Origin of the sequence: Methylomonas paludis (genome assembly GCF_018734325.1) — a bacterium.
Taxonomy (GTDB): domain Bacteria; phylum Pseudomonadota; class Gammaproteobacteria; order Methylococcales; family Methylomonadaceae; genus Methylomonas; species Methylomonas paludis.
The window spans coordinates 2,741,276-2,758,788 of the sequence record NZ_CP073754.1 but is presented as its reverse complement, the minus strand read 5'-3'; the positions used below and the strand labels follow the sequence as shown (position 1 = coordinate 2,758,788).

Below are 17,513 nucleotides of genomic sequence, written 5' to 3'. Positions count from 1 at the left end.
AACCGCAATTATTAAATCAACTCCACCCCCAATCGGCAAGGCAAAACCATGATAGACCCCCGTTTATTCAGAAGCGAACTGGAGCAGGTTACCGCTCAGTTACAAAGACGCAACTTTAATTTTGATACTGTCGCTTATCAAGCTTTGGAAGATCGTCGCAAAGAAGTCCAGGTCAAAACCCAGGACTTGCAAAATGAACGCAATACCCGTTCCAAAGCGGTAGGTCAGGCCAAAGCCAAAGGCGAGGATATCCAACCCTTACTCGACGAAATGCAGGACTTGGGCGAACAACTCAAACAAGCCGAAGTCGAACTGGACAGCCTGCAAACCCAGTTGCAAAACATCCAGGAAGCTGTACCCAATCTGCTGGATGAAGCCGTTCCTGCCGGCAGAAGCGACGCCGATAATCTGGAAGTCAGCCGCTGGGGCGAGATACCCGAATTTGACTTTACCGCCAAAGATCACGTCGATCTGGGTGAACCCTTGGGCATGAGTTTTGATCTCGGTGCCAAAATCGCCAGCGCCCGTTTTGTGGTATTGACCGGCAAACTGGCCAGCCTGCAACGCGCTATTATCCAGTTCATGCTGAATACCCACATTAACGAACACGGCTATACCGAAACCTATGCGCCTTATCTGGTTAATGCCGCCAGTTTGCGCGGTACCGGCCAGTTGCCCAAATTTGAAGAAGATTTGTTCAAAGTCAGCCACGACCCGGATTTTTATCTTATACCCACCGCCGAAGTGCCGGTGACCAATATCGTCCGCGATGTGATTGTCGATGCCAAGCAAATTCCGCTGAAATTTGTTTGTCACACCCCCTGTTTTCGCAGCGAAGCCGGTGCTTATGGCAGCGACGTGCGCGGCATGATTCGCCAGCATCAGTTTGAAAAAGTCGAGCTGGTGCAAATCACCACCCCGGCGCAATCCGCCGCGGCCCACGAAGAACTGACCGGCCATGCTGAAAACATCCTGAAAAAACTGAAATTACCTTATCGCAAAGTGCTGCTCTGCGCCGGCGATACCGGTTTTTCCTCTGCCAAAACCTACGACCTGGAAGTTTGGTTGCCCGGCCAGCAAAAGTACCGGGAAATATCTTCCTGCAGCAACTTCAAAGATTTTCAGGCCCGCCGTCTGCAAGCCCGCTGGCGCAACCCGGAAACAGGCAAACCCGAACTGGTACACACCCTCAACGGTTCCGGTCTTGCTGCCGGTCGTACCCTGATCGCCGTGCTGGAAAACTACCAGAACCAGGACGGCTCCATCACCGTACCTGACGTGTTGCGACCGTATCTGGGTGGCCTGGAAGTCATCGCCTGAAAATAAACAGGGTCATAACATTTACAAGGTTTGGTGGATTCGCCGCTAGGCAATGCACCCCTTGCCTATTTAAGTTTTGTATTCTGGCCAAGCATACGCCGCAAAATAGCGTCTTTATAAATAAACTGATGTTTCAGTGCCCCTAAAATGTGTAAAACAATAGCCAGGATCAGGATATAGCCGGCATATTCATGGAGGGTTTCACCAAACCCACTCCAAAACTCGTTGAAGGCAATTACTTTGTCCGGATGAGTGGGGTCGGGATTTTCACGCACTAATTCTAGGCCAAACACATCAAAGCCATGTCCGCTTGCGCCCGACATTATCATCCCCGAAACAGGCATTAATAGCGTAGAAATGATCAGGGTCCAATGAGTGTACCTGGCAAGCAACATTTCGGATTTAGCATAATTGGCAACAGGCGGCAACCATCCTTGCCGAAGGCGCCAGATCACTCTGAGTACTATCACGCCGCCAAGCAGAATACCCAGTGACTTGTGCAAATCATAATAGTCAAACAGCTCAAGATTTGTCATGTACAAACCTAAAGCTAGCATGCCTATCATGGGAATGGCAACCAGCCAGTGCAAAACCAGCGTTATTCGACTTAAACCGTTCACGGAATCCATGTTATTGACTCAAAAAATCCAAAGCGTTTAAGACTGTTGTCATCATTAAATGTTCCACGCTGGTTCGCCTAGATCACTTTCTGCCGTTTTTTTTATAAAATTGACCCTTTTCCCTAAAAACCATCCACCATAACGGAAATAGTTTTGCCTCAAAACAATCATGGGGTATTATCAGCCCCGCCGCAGTAGACTCAATTCGGATAACCGCAGAGCTGCTGCCGAGTTTTATATAACAATAATAGATACTTAAACGAGTTGGGGGAAATATGAGTGAGACAGACGAAATTCAGGAAGCATCTTTATACGAAAGGATAGGCGGAGAAGCCGCAGTTAATGCAGCGGTGGATTTGTTTTATGACAAAATTTTAAGCGATTATCGCATCAACCGGTTTTTCGAAAGAACCGATATGGCTGCCCAGGCCGCGCATTTAAAAGCTTTTATGGGGCTGGCGTTTGGTGGCCCCAATAATTATACCGGCCGCTCTTTGCGTGATAGTCACGCCCGCTTGGTGAAATTGGGTTTGGGCGATTTTCATTATGACATTGTGGTGGGACATTTGACAGCCACCCTGCAAGAACTGGAAGTACCGGCAGAACTGGTCAGCGAAGTGGTTGCTCTGGTGGAAAGCGTCAGAGGCGACGTACTGGGTCGTTAATTCCCGGTGGACATCAGCCAAACCCGTTGTCAGCGGGTTTGGCGTTTTAGTAATGCCCGTTGCAAAATTCGGCATCAATATTTTGGGTTGCAGGGTGTACTAAATGCAGTGCAACGCATCATTCCAAGCCAAGTACTTGTGTATGAAGGTCATATAAGCTTACGCTGAATCATTATTACCCCTTAATCTGCGCTATCCCCAGCAGTTTCTCCATTCCAATCAAGCCGGCCTGACAGCCAATAGCGCTGGTGTTCCTGCCAGGCGCTGCTGATTTGCAAATCCTCATTACCGGTATGTACCGAAATCGCTCCAACCAGAGCCGTATTCAGCCAGGGCAAATTCAATAAACGATAAGTGTTCAGTACTTGCTGATGCGGAAAACCAAATCGGTTTAAATAACCAGCCGGTATCAGTACCAACTGCGGCGCGACCTGTTGCAGAAAATCATAACTGGAAGAACTGTTGCTGCCGTGGTGTGGGGCAATCAATATCGAACTATGCAATTCCGGCCCATATTGGCTGACCAACCAGCTTTCCGCCGGTTTTTCAATATCGCCGGTCAGTAAAAAACTTTGGCTGGCAGTGCTGATTCTTAACACGCAGGAATTATTGTTTTCCTTAGTAAAGCCGGGTTGCGGCGGCCCCAGCATCTGAAACTGTACACCATCCCAGCTCCAAACCTGACCGGCCCAGCAATAATTGCTGTTGCTGCGTTCAGCCCAGCGCCGAGCGCTACTCAGTACCTCCGCAGCCGGTATTTCTGCCAGTAGTGCCGCTGCACCGCCGCTGTGATCCAGATCATCATGGCTGATAATCAGGCTATCCAGTGTCGTGATGGCTCGGTTGTGTAAAAACGGCACCAGCACCGCGGTGCCCATATCAAATTCCGGGCTAAAGCGGCTGCCTGTATCAAACACCAAGGCGTGTTGCCGGGTTTCCACCACCACTGCCAAACCCTGGCCCACATCCAGCAAAGTCAGCCAGGCCTGGTTCGGCTCCGGTTTATCCAGTTTTACCCAGAACAGCGGCAGCAGTAAAGCCCCGCCTAGATAGCGGCCCGGCACCCCGCGCGGTGCCAGCAATAACAAAATACCCAAGCCTGCGAATGGTAAGGCATACCAGGATGGGGTCGGGCAATATAAAGTGGCCCAGGGTAGTTCAGCCAGTTTTTCTAGAATGTGCCATAGCCAGTCCAGCAACAACGCCAGGCACTGCAATAGCCAAGCGGCTGCAGCCGGTAATATAAACAGCATAATGACCGCCAGCAAAGCCAAGGGTACCACCAGCAAGCCGATTACCGGTACTGCCAGCCAGTTGGCCAGTGGAGCGATCAGTGAAACCTGCTGGAAAAATACAATCAGAAATGGAGCCAGCCCAAGTGCCGCCGCCAGTTGCGGCATACTGGCCTCGTGCCAGAACCCGGCCCGACCCAGTCGACCGGCGGAAATATAAATTAACAAGGCAACGGCGACAAATGACAGCCAAAAACCAGCCGCCAATACCGCCAGCGGTTCAAACACCAGTACGGTCAACAAAGCCAGTAACAAAATCCGCCATGCTGAAACATGACGTTGCCCAGCCAGTGCAGCCAAGGCCACGCTGAGCATAATCACTGCCCGTGAGGTGGGGATGGAAAAGCCGGCCAAACCGGCATAAACCAGGGCGCTTAACCAGGCACAAGCGGCAGCGGCTCGCTGTGGCGCAATTTGCAATGTGCCCCAGCGAGCCCAAGCTCGTCGCACGGCTAAAAACACCAGTCCTGCCACCAAACTGATATGCGAGCCGGAAATCACGACCAGATGAGTGGTGCCGGTGCGGCGGAATACCTGCCATTGGTTTTGACTAATGCCGTCCTGACTGCCGATACTCAAAGCCTTGAGCAAACCCAATTGCTCATGCTCTGGCAAAGCCTGTTCCAGCCGGGTCGCGATAGTCTGCCGCAAGTTGGCAAACAAGGCAGCCAGTCCCGGCTTTTCTCCCAGCAAAACTGGCGCAGGTTGCGGGTTAACCCGGCCAGTTGCACCGATGTGATTGGCAAACAGCCAGGTTTCATGATTAAAACTACCTGGATTCAGCCGGTCATAAGGGGCTTTAAGCTTGACATTAAGCTGCCAGATTTGTCCGGCCTTGAGGTCGAATTTAGGTGAAAACCAACTCAAATGCAGTTTGCCTGGGCAGCTGGGAGGTGGCTCCAGCACCTTAAACTCAAAGTCCAGTTTATCACCACGGCGTTGCGGCAGACTGCTGATGTAACCCTTGATCAACATAGAGCGCTGTTGATAATCAGTGCCTAAGCTATCCTGCAAGTACCAGGCCCCCAAACCACAAGTCCAGAGTATACCCCCCAACAAAGCAGCCAATGGCCAATAGCGTTTCCAAACAGCCGAAGCCAGTAATATCGCTACTAATAGCAAAGCCCCGCCACCCGGCAACACTCGTAGTTGCTGCACCGCTGTAATACCCAGTAAAAAAGCCAGACTGGAAAGCGTCATTAATCATCCTGATTGTTAAAGATTGCCACGTCTATACCCCTATTTTCAAGCAATTTCCCGACATTTCCTCAATACAGCCCAAAACAGCTATGTATTGATCCTTATTAAACCGGTAAAATATCCGGTTTGATTCCGTTACCAGGTTAGTCATGCGCACTTCTCAATTTCCGCTTAATACCGTCAAAGAAATTCCTGCCGATGCAGAAATCGCCAGTCACAAACTGATGATCCGCGCCGGCCTAATTCGCAAACTGGCCGCCGGCGTTTACACTTGGTTGCCGTTGGGTTTGCGAGTGCTGCGCAAAGTGGAACAGATTACCCGTTCCGAAATGAACAAAGCCGGGGCGCTGGAAGTGATGATGCCGGCCCTGCAGCCCGCGGAGCTGTGGCAGGAAACCGGCCGCTGGGAAAAATACGGCCCGGAACTGGCGCGTTTGAAAGATCGCCATGACCGCGATTTTTGTTTGGGCCCCACCCATGAAGAAATTATCACCGATCTGGCCCGCAACGAACTGAAAAGCTATAAACAGCTGCCGATTACATATTATCAAATCCAGACCAAATTTCGCGACGAAATCAGGCCGCGCTTCGGCATTATGCGTTCCCGCGAATTTTTAATGAAAGATGCCTATTCCTTTCATTTAAGCCAGGAATCGCTGAACGAAACCTACGAAGTGATGTACCAGACTTATACCAACATCTTCAATCGTTTTGGACTTAAGTTTCGTGCGGTGATCGCCGATTCCGGATCCATCGGCGGCGCGGTTTCCCATGAATTTCATGTGCTGGCTGATTCCGGTGAAGATGCTATCGCCTTTTCAACGCTCAGCAATTACGCGGCCAACGTCGAAAAAGCCGAAGCCCTGGCCCCAACCAGCGCCCGGCCAGCGGCAACTGCCACACTGCAACTGGTCGATACCCCAAATCAACACAGCATCGCCGAAGTTAGTGCCTTTTTTGGAGTGGCACCTGAGCAATGCCTGAAAACCCTGATCGTCAGAGGCGAGGACAATATCCTGGTGGCTTTGCTGCTGCGGGGTGATCACGAACTGAATCCGATTAAAGCCGAAAAGCTGGACGGCGTACTATCGCCGCTGCAATTTGCCGGTGATGCCGAAATTCTGGCTGCCTGCAACTGCAAACCTGGCTCCCTTGGCCCTATCGGTTTGAACATCAAAGTGGTTGCAGATCGTAGCGTCAGTAACCTTGCCGACTTTATCTGCGGTGCAAACCAGGATGGCAAGCATTACAGCGGGGTCAACTGGGAACGTGATCTGGCCTTGCCGGAAATCGCAGATATCCGCATGATCTGCGCTGGCGACCCTAGTCCAGACGGTCAAGGCGAAATTACCATTGCCCGGGGTATCGAAGTAGGGCATATTTTCCAGTTGGGTGTTAAATATAGCGAAGCTATGCAGGCTGCCGTCATCAACGAAGCCGGAAAAAACCAGATCATGATTATGGGCTGTTATGGTATCGGTATTTCCAGGATAGTAGCCGCTGCTATCGAACAAAGCCACGATGAACGCGGGATCATTTGGCCCAATGAACTGGCCCCATTCCAGGTGGCAATCTGCCCGATGAATATGCACAAATCCGACCGTTTGCTGGAAACCGTGGAAAAAGTTTATCAGGAATTGCAGGACGCCGGCATTGAAGTATTATTGGATGATCGCAAAGTTAGAGCCGGTTTCATGTTCTCAGATATGGAGCTGATCGGCATTCCGCACCGCATCGTCATTGGTGATCGTGGTCTGGATAGCGGCACAGTCGAATATCAGGGGCGTCTGGATAAAGAAAGCCAGGAAGTGGCATTTGCCGATATTGTCAGTTTTATTAAAGCCAAACTGGCTTAAGTTTACCGGCTGGGCACCGCACAAAAAAGGGCACGTAAAGTGCCCTTTTAAAGCCTGTTAACTTAACTTCAGGAACGCACTAAGGTAAACATTACTTTCAGAGCGCCACATTTTGGGCAGCCCCAGTCATCCGGCACATCTTCCCAGCGGGTACCAGGGGCAATGCCTTGTCTAGGATCGCCTTTCTCTTCATCGTAAATGTGACCACAGGTTTTGCATTTATATTTTCTATATTCTGCCATTGTTAACTCCTCGTTTAGGCGCATGGTTGATGAAACGCTGGTTATTCTAGCCTAAGGCGAAGAGCGAAAAAACCATGAATATTTTGTAGTATGCGTTAGCCAGTGAAAAATTCAAGTTGCTGGCAGCCAAGACTAGTCTGGGTCTGTATAATCCAGGATCAAATCCCGATTTCAGTCTATGAAGCTTATAAATACCACGACGAACAGCTTGCCATTACCTGTAAACGAGCCGGAAGTTTCCGGCAGGGTATTGTTTTTTCTGGCTTTGATCGTGCTGGTCCTGCATTTGTTAGTTTACCGCTTGTATCAGCGCTCCGAGCAGCCGCAGCCGGCGCAGGCCTCTGCAGCCAAACCCTTTAAACTGGAAGTCAGCATGATTTCCAGCCCGGCAAGCACACCCAGTCCACCAGCGGCTACCCAGTCGGCCGCTCCGCAAACCAAGACCGCACCGAAAAAAGCCCCGGAAAAAAAACCGCCCGAACCAAACAAGTCAGAGGATTTTGCTGCGCTGGAACAAGTCATAAAAACTCAGCCGCGCCAGCAAGTAGCCATGGCAGTTAAAACCCAACCGGGTTCCCGTTCTGTGCAAACCGTGTCGTCTACCATGATCCACAGCCCCCCAAAAAACTCACATGCGATAGATAACTTCCCGGAAAGCGATGAGCACAACCCCAGTCCGGAATATCCAGATATGGCGATTTTTTTGGGCTATCAGGGCGCGGCTATCGTCCGAATCAATATTTCCGCCAAAGGTGCCAGCACGGGTACCGAGCTGTTACGCAGCAGTGGCCACAAGATTCTTGACGAAGCGGCCAGCAAAACCCTCAGACAATGGCGGTTTACCCCGACCAATAAGCCTGATTCGGTCATCATAGTCGTGAATTACGTTATCCGTTAAAGTTGAGTTGAAAAATTGCATTGTGTAATCATTCAGCTTTTTCCTGCTCCGTAGCTTTATTCTTCTGCTAAAAAGTGCGGCCAATCAGTGCTTAAACTTTAATTACTCAATAAAGTCAACTTTGTCGATATTGGGCAGCATTTTCGGCCCCCAGAACTGGAGCCAATGACTGCCCATAGTCACTTGCAAATCAACCGATACGGTGGCTACCGTTGACCAGTTTTTGCTGGAGGGATAATTAACCGTTTCAAGGTAGACACCGTCCAGAAAAAGCCAGCCACTCCGAGGCGTACTATCGCCATTGATATAACTGATGTTGAGCTGATAATTTCCGCCATGATGTGCGCTGAAGTTGTTTACGTTCAACGCGCCCCGGTTATTACCCAGCATTTCTACTGCTGCACCCTTTGAGCAGAATGAACAAGGATACACGATGGCCCCGCTGGACATAGAGTTACTGGTACTTTCAGCCTCAATAGTTTGCCGCCAAAATGTAGCTGGTACGGCATCAGTTACTATTGGAATTGCTCTAGGTGGGGATGTGTTGAACGACCCTGCCGGTGTTCCTTTCACCCAGGCGGTTTCACCAAGTCCTCGGATGTTTTGGTTTGCATCCTTGACTTTGCCATTTAAGAAGTCTTTATAGTATTTCTTCCAGCCGAGTAGTTTATCGGCAACCCCATTCCCGTATTGAGGGAGGATTCCACCACAGTGTGCCGGAAAGTCAGAAACGCTTGATCCCGGTGGCGGGCAATAAGGCATCGGAACGCCTAGAGTCGAACCATAGTAGGCCTCAAGTTGATGCATCCACTCGTGGATAAATCCTTCAGTCCCATATAATCCGTTGACATTAAAATTATCTGCATAGGTTGTGTACAATGATGTAAATCCAACCCAACGGCTTAAACCTGGAATGGCGCCTTCTGTTAAGCCGCCATAATGGCTAAGTAGTTGGCCTTTATTTTCAATGTTCGTATAGACAAAAACAGCGTCCCACCCACCACCGTTGGTACCCAGATTTGCCTTGAGTTCAGTTTGTACGTCATTAGGGCCAATTCCGACCCAGTCGGGGTATTCCAAAGTTTTGAGAGGCGTTGAAGAAACAATAACCTTGGGTGCGATAGCGACCCGATTGTTAGTAATAGTCTGGATCCAGTATGGAAAATCAATGGAGAAGGAGCGAGTAATTCCATTAATTTGATTCTGAGTCATAGTTGCGTTTGCCCCGGGAAAACTGCCTTGCTTTGGAATCGCCGTGTTCACTTTGATAATGAGCAATGCATTAAACACGATTTGTGGGGGAGCTGCATTTGCGTTAGTTGAACTGCTTAAGATAAAGACAAAACAAAATCCACAAAGGGAAATGAGGGGTAAAAAATGAGTGAAAAAATTGGTAACGAAGGAAAAATGCCTGTGATTATGCGTCGTTCTGTAAGTGAATTTAAACATAAAAATCCATTGTAATTTTGCTGAAAATAATGCAGCGTAGCAGTGGGGCTTGACTTTTATCGGATCACTGCACTCTTTGTTGTGCATTTACCATTCGAAAAATATGGGAATAGTGTAAACCAAAATGATAGCCAATGTCCTTTAAACCATATGCACTGCCGGCATAGGCCCGAAAACTGCCGAATCCCACACATGGTCTGTCCTAGTTTCGGTAATCTGTATGGCCAGAGTCCAGACTCAGGCATAAGGAATCTCGTTTAAGAACTTTCGTAGGCTGATGATAATGTGAACCCCTACGTTTTTGTACCAACTTTTCTTGAGCTCTGCTTCCGTTTAAACGATCGAGTCGTCAGCAAGCCTACGTATGGCCTGATCTATGGCTAATTTAGAAGAGCCACTCCCCAGCCAATCGGAAATACTACCTTGAGCAGATTGCGAAAACCGTCCGGCATTATATTTGACCAAACGCCAAGATTCTGCCTGCTCGTTAGTCGGCAGAATCTGTCATTATTTTGATCAAACAGTACAGCCCAACGGTATTCTCGTGAAGAGGTTGGCATCTACTCACAATCAAACTGCTTAGGCCAATCCTGATAATTAAACACTTGTCCTGCCAGTCGTACTCGGGTAACATCGGCTAAATCCAGCTCGGCATACACCCATTGCGGGACGTTATACTTGCCGATGGCCAGGATACCGTTATCTGGAAAGCCTCTGTCCACCGGTGTATAAATAGCCGCTGCACCGCAGTTCAAATCCACTGCTTCCGACCAAGGGGCGTTGCCGACCAGCGAGGCCTGCACCACATAACACTGGTTTTCCAGGGCACGGGCCTGACAGCCGATCCGCACCCGGTAATAACCGGCCTGAGTATCCGTACAACTAGGCACCAGAATTAAAGCCACACCGCGTTCCACCTGTAGCCGGGCGTAATGCGGAAACTCGCTGTCATAGCAGATGTTAATCGCTACTTTGCCAAACACGGTATCAAAGGTTTTGATTTCCAGGCCACGGGAAATATGCCATTGCTCGTTTTCAAAACGGGTCATAGTCAGTTTTTCCTGAAAATCCACCTCACCTTGCGGGGTAAAAAAATAGGCGTGATTACGAAACTCACCGTTGGAATGTTTCACTGGAAACGTGCCTGCCTGAATATAGACACCGTGATTGACTGCCAGGCTTTTAAACAGCGCCAGATAATCCGGCAGCAAAGTCTGCAAGGCGTCCAACTGCCCGGACAGTGATGAATAAACTTCTTTGGCAAACAATGAGGCCAGCTCCATGCAGGCATATTCCGGAAATAGCAGAATATCAGCCTGGTTGGTTACGGCTTCGTCTACCCAACGCCGAACTTTGGCTTCAAAATTGCCCCAGGTTTCCAGAAAACTGATGTCATATTGGGCGCTGGCTATTTTAGGCATGATCTTCCCTCAGCCAAAATGTCATTGGTTTTGGTGTTTCGATACTGTCATCCAGGTCTTTCCAGGTATAAGTGGTTTTCAGTTCCGGATGTTTGACATAACCGCGTTTATTCCAGAAGGTGTCTAAAGGTACATAATCGGCTGGCCGGCGCGGATGATCCACTGAGCGTTCCACACAGCAAAAGGTAATATGCTTGAACCCGCCCAGATCGGCAGCATGAGCTTCACGCTGTTCAAAAAATTTTACCCCTATGCCCAGGCCGCGATAATTTTTATCCAGTACCGACTCCCCGCAATAAAACACCTGCTCGGGATCGTAGCCGTGTTCGACAAAAGGCTGCTTCACTTCATCGGTTTCATATTTCAATGGAATAGCTGTGGAAGCACCGACGATTTTGTCGCCGTCAAACGCCAGCACAATCACACTCTCCGGGCAGTTGATATAAGTTTGCAGATATTTTTTTTCATATTCGATATCGCCATCGTACAGATACGGAAAATCGCGGAACACCAAAATACGCAACCGCGCCAGTTCCGGTATGTAATCGATAAGGGCTGCACCGCTCAGGCGCTTGATGCTGATATTGTTACTCATGTCTCGTGTGGTACTCATAAAAATGCTGTACTGATTAATAACGGCTTCGGCAAAAGGGTGGGGCTTAGTGCTTGCCATCGCTAGGCCTTTTTTGCCAAAACGGCAACCATCTATGCAAAGAATGCCCGTCTATTTTCGTAATCGGCTGCGTCTGGCTGCCATTGGATCTTGGGCCAAAGGTCGGTAAATTTCCACCCGATCCCCGGCATTAACTATGGTATCCAGACCGCACAACTGACTGAAAATTCCGGTTTTGTGCTGATTTAGATCAAGCTGCGGAAACAGTTGCAAAATTCCGGAGGCGGCAATGCCCTGAGCCAGTGTGGATTGAACCGGCACTTGCACAGCCAATAGCGCCTGACGCTCTGGTTCGGCATAGGCCACTTCAATATTGATCAACTCAACCATAAATTACTTTGGCACGCTGAGTAAACGAGCTGACCATGGTATTACAAATCTGATTAAACACCGGCCCAAATGCCAGATTGGCAAATTTGCCAGAAATTTCAAATTCCAGATCCAGAGAAATTTTACTGGCATCTTCCCGCAAGGGCAAAAAACTCCAGGCACCTTCCAGTGAAGAAAATGGCCCATCCAGCAGGCTTAAATGAATTTTGCTGTACTTCTCCAAACGATTGCGGGTAACAAATGATTTGTGAAAACCGGCTTTGGCAATCTGGATTTCCCCGTCGACAATATCATCGCTACGTTGCAACACTCGGCTGCCGCTGCACCAAGGCAGAAACTGCGGATAGGAGTCAATATCATCCACCAGATCAAACATCTGCTTGGCCGAGTATTTGACCAGGGCACTTTTTTGTACCAGTGTCATCATCCCAATACTCCCAGTACATGCAAAAACACAAAAAATACCGCCGGGGGGGCTATATATTTGATAAAAAACAGCCAGATTTGGTAAAAACGTTGCGGTAGCTCCAATTCCTGAGCGGTAATGGCGTTGGACATTACCCAGCCGGCAAACACTGCAATACCCAGTCCGCCCAAAGGCAGCATCAGGTTGGCGGTTAAATAATCCAGCAATTCGAATAGATTTTTGCCGAATAAGGTGTGTTCCGACCAGATGTTAAATGAAAATACCACGGCCACACCCAGTAGCCAGCAGGCCGCGCCGGACCAGATACAGGCTTTTTGGCGATCCATGTCCCGGTTTTCCACCAGCCACACCACCGCCGGTTCGATCAGAGATATTGAAGAAGTCAGCGCAGCAAAAAACAGCAGCACAAAAAACAAAATGCCAAACAGCCAGCCACCGGTCATGCTGCCGAAAGCCAGCGGCAAAGTTTGAAAGATCAGGCCGGGGCCGCTGGCGGCTTCCAGATGATTGGCAAACACCAGCGGAAAAATGGCTATCCCGGCCAGTAAGGCCACGATGGTATCGGCGCCGGCAATATATAAAGTAGTTTTGGCAATGGAAACTTTGCCGGGTAAATACGAGCCGTAAACCATAATTGAACCCATACCCAGGCTTAGAGTAAAAAAGGCATGGCCCATGGCGGTTAATACCGCGTCAGCGTTTATTTTGCTGAAATCCGGGCTGAACAAGAAATGGATGCCTTGTTGATAGGCGCCGGAACCCATGGCATAAGCCACTAAAATCAACAGCAGAAAAAACAGTGCCGGCATCAGAAAGCGCACGGCTTGTTCCAGACCGGCTTTTACGCCGCGCACCACCACTGCCATCGTTAAGACCATGAACAGGCTGTGCCAAACAATTTGCTGAAACGGGCTATTCATCAGGGCTTGAAACTGCTGGTTAATCTCAGTGGCATCGGCATGGAAGAATTGGCCGAAAAAAGCCTTGACGATATAATCAAGCGCCCAGCCGGCAATCACACTGTAGTAAGCCAGAATCAAAAAACCGGCGGCAATGCCCATCCGGCCCAGATACACCCAGCGTGGATCAGCGCCTGCTTCTGCGCTCAAGGCTTGCAGTGTGTTAATGGGGTTGTGTCTACCGCGCCGCCCTATCATAATCTCGGCAATCATGATAGGGATGCCTAAACCAAGTACGCACAGCAAGTAAATCAGTACAAATGCCCCGCCTCCGTTTTGGCCGGTAATGTAAGGAAATTTCCAAATATTACCCAAACCCACTGCTGAACCGGTGGCAGCCAGGATAAAGGCAAATCGCGAAGACCATTCGCTGTGAGGTGATTGGGGTTTGTCTGTCATTTGCTCGCCTAAGTTGTTTTTATATCGTTGTCTGGGCAGTTATTTGGGTAAAATAACAAAAATACAGTTTCCAGTCAGTGAAAATATCCATACCTAGGCTTACGCAGAGCTAAATTCAGGCAAAATGAATCAGCGGGGTACTGATGTTTGCGGCATACCGGCTCAGGCTGGACAAGGCTGGCGGCAGCGCAACACCCCTGGGTACAGTAGGGCAGAATAATTTGATCGGCAACATGTTTTAATATTATGGCAGCTAAAAAATCCAAAAAGGACGGTAAGCAAACCGACAATACTATCGCGGTCAATCGGCAGGCCACTCACGAATATTATATCGAAGAACAATTCGAGGCGGGTTTAGTACTGGAAGGTTGGGAAGTGAAAAGTATGCGTGATGGCCGGGTGCAGCTTAAGGAAAGTTATGTAGAAATTCGCCGCGGCGAAGCCTGGTTGTGCGGCGCCCATGTCTCGGCGCTGTTGTCGGCCTCAACGCATGTCAATCCGGAAGCGGTGCGCCGCAAAAAATTATTGCTGCACCGCCGCGAGCTGAATCGTCTGATAGGCTCAGTCGAGCGCAAAGGCTATACCCTGATTCCCTTATCCTTATACTGGATCAAAGGCCGTGCCAAGTTAAAAATCGGCCTGGCCAAAGGTAAAAAACTCCACGACAAACGTGCTGCAGCCAAGGAGAAGGATTGGCAGCGCGATAAAGCCCGCATCATGAAACATGGCTGATCCAATGATTCACCCTAATTTACTTAATCCGGCCAACAGTGTGTTGGTTGTCGTTGACCTGCAAGCCCGGCTCAGCGCGGCCATGCCTGTAGAAGAGGCGCAATTGGTCAGCGCCAATAGCTGCCGGCTGCTAACCGCTGCTGGTATGCTTGGCATTCCGGTTTTGGTAACCGAACAATATCCGCGTGGCCTGGGGCCAACCAGTGCCGAAATTTTGGCACAATTGCCGGCAGCCAGCCCGGTGTATGCCAAAACCGGGTTTTCCTGCTGTGCCGTTGACGAATTTAATCAGACTTTGGAAAGCAGTCGGCGTAGTCAAGTGTTATTGATTGGTCAGGAGGCGCATGTCTGTGTGCTGCAAACCGCTCTGGCTCTGTTACAGCGGGGATATCAGGTGTATGTGGTAGAGGATGCCGTATGTTCACGCCAGTTCGCGCACAAAACAAATGCGTTACAGCGAATTCAGCAACATGGTGCTACTATTATTAATCATGAATCGGTGCTGTTTGAATGGTTGGGTGATGCCGGCCATGCCGATTTCAAGGCGATTTCAGCCTTATTACGTAAATAATCACAGTCTTGGGAGATGAAAAGCATGTGGGGCAGAGCCGTCTTACTGTTATCTGTATTACTATTGGTAGCCTGTACTGCAGATGCACCTCAGTTGCAGAAAATTGAAGGTTTTGCTCAAGGCACGACTTATCATATTAGTTACTGGTCACCAACATCTGTGGATGGTGTTGCACTTGAAGCTGATATCAAAACCAGTTTGGACAATATTGATAAAACATTGTCGAATTATCGGCCCGATTCGGTGATCGAAACCTTTAATGCCAGTACATCCACTGTCAGCCAGGAAGTCGGTTCCGATATTATTGCCCTGGTGCGCATCGCCCAAAATGTCTATATTCTTAGTCAGGGCTGTTTCGATTTAACCATTAAACCGCTGTTTGAAATGTGGGGTTTTCTCGGTGATACCTTGACCGTACCAAGTGCAGATGCCATTAAGCAGGGTTTAGAACTAGTCGGTATGAACAAATTGGAAGTCATAGACGACACTCATATGTTGAAAACCCAACCTAATATTCGCGTTGATGTTTCGGCGATTGCTCAGGGCTATACTGTCGGTAAAGTCAGTGAAATCATGGAGCAGCACGGCGTCGGTAATTATATGGTGGAGATCGGCGGCGAACTCAAAACCAATGGTCATAGACCGGATGGACAAGGCTGGCGTATTGCTGTAGAGAAACCTTTGGCCGGCGAACGTAGCATCCATAAAATTGTTTCTATGCCTAAAGACGCGCCGATGTCAGTTATGACTTCCGGTACGTATCGGCATTATTTCGATTCTAACGGTCAGCGTTATAGTCATATTCTTGATGCCCGCACCGGTCGCCCGGTCAGTCATAACTTGGTGGCTGTTACCGTATTTCATGAAAATCCGGCGGTAGCCGATGCTTGGTCAACCACGTTGCTGTGTTTAGGCCAGACTGATGGCCTGATGTTGGCCAATGCTGAGAAAATCAATGCGATTTTTATTCGCCAACAGGATAGTGAATTATTGGAGACCCAAAGCGATGCGCTCAGAGTGGCAAATAATCTGGAGGTACAGTGATTTGTGATAGTATCGGCGCAAAAGTCCGCGGAGGGAGATTATGTTCGAGTTAAATAGCGGCTTGCAGATTGCCGAGCATAGTGGCAGTGAGCTTGGCAGCATATTGAATTTGCTGGAAGGTTTTCTTTCCAGTCTCGAAACTCTGGCTGGATTAAGCCCTGTGGAATGGGTGCGCTTTCTCTTGCCGGGTGTTTTTACGCTGCAAAACATTCATCCGCTATTTGTGCATTTCCCCATTGCGCTGCTAAGCAGCTTTTTTGTTATCGATTTAATTGGATTATTGGCAGGATTAAGTAGTTGGCGGGTCGTGGCCAGTGGCTTGTTATATCTGGGCACGCTATTAGCCGGTATGACCGTGGCGGCTGGATTTCAGGCGGCAGAAACGGTTGTACACAATGAGGCCGTGCATGAAATCATGGAAAATCATGAGCATCTCGGTGTCAGTGTACTGATATTGGCTGGTCTGTTATCGGCCTGGCGGCTGATTTTTGGAGTCGGTAGCAATGGGGTGGCCAATTATTTCCATGTATTGGTGGCCGGTCTGTTAAGTCTGCTATTAATCTTTACTGCCGATTTAGGTGGATTGATGGTTTACCATTATGGCGTTTCTGTGGGTGCTGCCGCCGAATCCCCTCCAAATGAAATCGGCGACGAGCATCATCACACCCATTGATGTCCGTGGTGTTGCTAAGTTAATTCGAGCCAAGGCTGAAGTTACTTCAGCCTTTTTTATTGGTGCTGATGATTCAGGTAATGGCTGTGTTATCCTACCCGGCCAATTTTTATGAGGCAAATTATGCGAACCCGCGTTAAAATGTGCGGTTTTACCAGGGTTGACGATGCCGTGTCTGCGGCGCTACTGGGTGTTGATGCCATTGGATTAGTGTTTTATCCACCTAGTCCGCGCCATGTGGAAATTACCCAGGCGGTGGGCATTGCCAGAGCTTTGCCCGCTTTTGTCAGTGTGGTTGCCTTGTTTGTTGACGCCGAGCCGGTTTATATTCGTGCCGTGCTGGAACAGGTCAATGTCGATTGCCTGCAATTTCATGGCGATGAGTCGGCACCGGCTTGTCGAGCTTACGACAAACCGTATATTAAAGCTATCCGGATGCAGACAGGTATTAATCTGTCTGAAATTGAAGAGCAATATCCTGATGCTTGCGGTATGCTGCTGGATGCTTATCATCCTGGTGTCCAAGGCGGTACCGGCAGTAGTTTTGATTGGGATTTGATTCCAGAACGGCGGCGTTTGCCGCTGATCCTGGCGGGCGGCTTGAGTCCGGATAATGCGGCTCAGGCCATACAAGTCGTAAACCCCTATGCACTGGATGTCAGTAGTGGTGTTGAGGCAGCCAAAGGCATTAAAGATGCGGAAAAAATGGCTGCATTTATTAGAATAACAAATCAACGATAGA

The 17,513-nt window shown here is 49.2% G+C and carries 18 protein-coding genes; 9 read left to right on the top strand and 9 right to left on the bottom strand.

Annotated elements, in window-relative coordinates:
- The first annotated feature begins 48 nt into the window (after nucleotides 1-48).
- The gene (serS, locus tag KEF85_RS12345; RefSeq protein WP_215581001.1) at nucleotides 49-1,320 is read left to right on the top strand and encodes a serine--tRNA ligase; all 1,272 of its coding nucleotides are present in this window, start codon (nucleotides 49-51) and stop codon (nucleotides 1,318-1,320) included.
- 65 nt (nucleotides 1,321-1,385) lie between these two features.
- Here serS and KEF85_RS12340 read toward each other — a convergent pair whose 3' ends face one another.
- Complete coding sequence (locus tag KEF85_RS12340; protein WP_215580999.1) at nucleotides 1,386-1,949, bottom strand: cytochrome b; 564 nt, start codon at nucleotides 1,947-1,949, stop codon at nucleotides 1,386-1,388.
- Nucleotides 1,950-2,215: 266 nt separating this feature from the next.
- Between KEF85_RS12340 and KEF85_RS12335 the strand changes: the two genes are divergently transcribed.
- The gene (locus KEF85_RS12335) at nucleotides 2,216-2,605 is read left to right on the top strand and encodes a group I truncated hemoglobin (protein WP_215580997.1); all 390 of its coding nucleotides are present in this window, start codon (nucleotides 2,216-2,218) and stop codon (nucleotides 2,603-2,605) included.
- Between the two features lie 182 nt (nucleotides 2,606-2,787).
- On the opposite strand, the gene KEF85_RS12330 is transcribed toward KEF85_RS12335, so the two are convergent.
- Entirely contained in the window at nucleotides 2,788-5,097 is a 2,310-nt protein-coding gene (locus tag KEF85_RS12330; RefSeq protein ID WP_215580995.1) for a DNA internalization-related competence protein ComEC/Rec2, read from the bottom strand.
- Nucleotides 5,098-5,246: 149 nt separating this feature from the next.
- On the opposite strand from KEF85_RS12330, the gene KEF85_RS12325 reads away from it, so the two are divergent.
- The gene (locus tag KEF85_RS12325; protein WP_215580993.1) at nucleotides 5,247-6,953 is read left to right on the top strand and encodes a proline--tRNA ligase; all 1,707 of its coding nucleotides are present in this window, start codon (nucleotides 5,247-5,249) and stop codon (nucleotides 6,951-6,953) included.
- A 68-nt stretch (nucleotides 6,954-7,021) separates the two neighbouring features.
- Here KEF85_RS12325 and KEF85_RS12320 read toward each other — a convergent pair whose 3' ends face one another.
- Nucleotides 7,022-7,195, bottom strand: coding sequence for a rubredoxin (locus KEF85_RS12320; RefSeq protein WP_215580991.1), 174 nt, complete (start codon nucleotides 7,193-7,195; stop codon nucleotides 7,022-7,024).
- Between the two features lie 178 nt (nucleotides 7,196-7,373).
- On the opposite strand from KEF85_RS12320, the gene KEF85_RS12315 reads away from it, so the two are divergent.
- Nucleotides 7,374-8,093 (top strand): energy transducer TonB, encoded by a 720-nt coding sequence (locus tag KEF85_RS12315; protein ID WP_215580989.1) that lies wholly within the window; start codon nucleotides 7,374-7,376, stop codon nucleotides 8,091-8,093.
- Nucleotides 8,094-8,195: 102 nt separating this feature from the next.
- On the opposite strand, the gene KEF85_RS12310 is transcribed toward KEF85_RS12315, so the two are convergent.
- The 6 genes from KEF85_RS12310 to KEF85_RS12285 all read right to left on the bottom strand — a co-directional run bounded on the left by KEF85_RS12310 (nucleotide 8,196) and on the right by KEF85_RS12285 (nucleotide 13,751).
- Nucleotides 8,196-9,629 (bottom strand): carbohydrate-binding protein, encoded by a 1,434-nt coding sequence (locus KEF85_RS12310; protein ID WP_215580987.1) that lies wholly within the window; start codon nucleotides 9,627-9,629, stop codon nucleotides 8,196-8,198.
- Between the two features lie 473 nt (nucleotides 9,630-10,102).
- Nucleotides 10,103-10,963: a carbon-nitrogen hydrolase family protein gene (locus KEF85_RS12305; RefSeq protein ID WP_215580985.1), complete on the bottom strand. Its 861-nt coding sequence runs from the start codon at nucleotides 10,961-10,963 to the stop codon at nucleotides 10,103-10,105.
- Nucleotides 10,956-11,558 (bottom strand): GNAT family N-acetyltransferase, encoded by a 603-nt coding sequence (locus tag KEF85_RS12300; RefSeq protein ID WP_215585160.1) that lies wholly within the window; start codon nucleotides 11,556-11,558, stop codon nucleotides 10,956-10,958. The genes KEF85_RS12305 and KEF85_RS12300 overlap by 8 nt, the downstream gene beginning before the upstream one ends.
- Nucleotides 11,559-11,687: 129 nt before the next feature.
- The gene (locus KEF85_RS12295) at nucleotides 11,688-11,966 is read right to left on the bottom strand and encodes an RnfH family protein (protein WP_215580983.1); all 279 of its coding nucleotides are present in this window, start codon (nucleotides 11,964-11,966) and stop codon (nucleotides 11,688-11,690) included.
- A complete protein-coding gene (locus KEF85_RS12290; protein WP_215585159.1) occupies nucleotides 11,959-12,390 on the bottom strand; it encodes a type II toxin-antitoxin system RatA family toxin in 432 nt (143 codons plus the stop codon). Before KEF85_RS12290 ends, KEF85_RS12295 begins: the two co-directional genes overlap by 8 nt.
- Nucleotides 12,390-13,751 (bottom strand): sodium-dependent transporter, encoded by a 1,362-nt coding sequence (locus tag KEF85_RS12285; protein ID WP_215580981.1) that lies wholly within the window; start codon nucleotides 13,749-13,751, stop codon nucleotides 12,390-12,392. Before KEF85_RS12285 ends, KEF85_RS12290 begins: the two co-directional genes overlap by 1 nt.
- A 246-nt stretch (nucleotides 13,752-13,997) precedes the next feature.
- Between KEF85_RS12285 and smpB the strand changes: the two genes are divergently transcribed.
- From smpB to KEF85_RS12260, 5 genes are all read left to right on the top strand, one after another.
- Complete coding sequence (gene smpB, locus KEF85_RS12280; RefSeq protein WP_215580979.1) at nucleotides 13,998-14,483, top strand: SsrA-binding protein SmpB; 486 nt, start codon at nucleotides 13,998-14,000, stop codon at nucleotides 14,481-14,483.
- The gene (locus KEF85_RS12275; protein WP_246534925.1) at nucleotides 14,476-15,054 is read left to right on the top strand and encodes an isochorismatase family protein; all 579 of its coding nucleotides are present in this window, start codon (nucleotides 14,476-14,478) and stop codon (nucleotides 15,052-15,054) included. Before smpB ends, KEF85_RS12275 begins: the two co-directional genes overlap by 8 nt.
- A 24-nt stretch (nucleotides 15,055-15,078) precedes the next feature.
- Nucleotides 15,079-16,098: an FAD:protein FMN transferase gene (locus KEF85_RS12270; protein ID WP_246534924.1), complete on the top strand. Its 1,020-nt coding sequence runs from the start codon at nucleotides 15,079-15,081 to the stop codon at nucleotides 16,096-16,098.
- Nucleotides 16,099-16,138: 40 nt separating this feature from the next.
- Nucleotides 16,139-16,771 carry a DUF2231 domain-containing protein gene (locus KEF85_RS12265; RefSeq protein ID WP_215580975.1) on the top strand — a complete coding sequence of 211 codons (633 nt, stop codon included), beginning with the start codon at nucleotides 16,139-16,141 and terminating at the stop codon, nucleotides 16,769-16,771.
- A 123-nt stretch (nucleotides 16,772-16,894) separates the two neighbouring features.
- Nucleotides 16,895-17,512, top strand: a complete 618-nt coding sequence (locus KEF85_RS12260) for a phosphoribosylanthranilate isomerase (RefSeq protein ID WP_215580973.1) — start codon at nucleotides 16,895-16,897, stop codon at nucleotides 17,510-17,512.
- Nucleotide 17,513 lies beyond the last annotated feature (1 nt).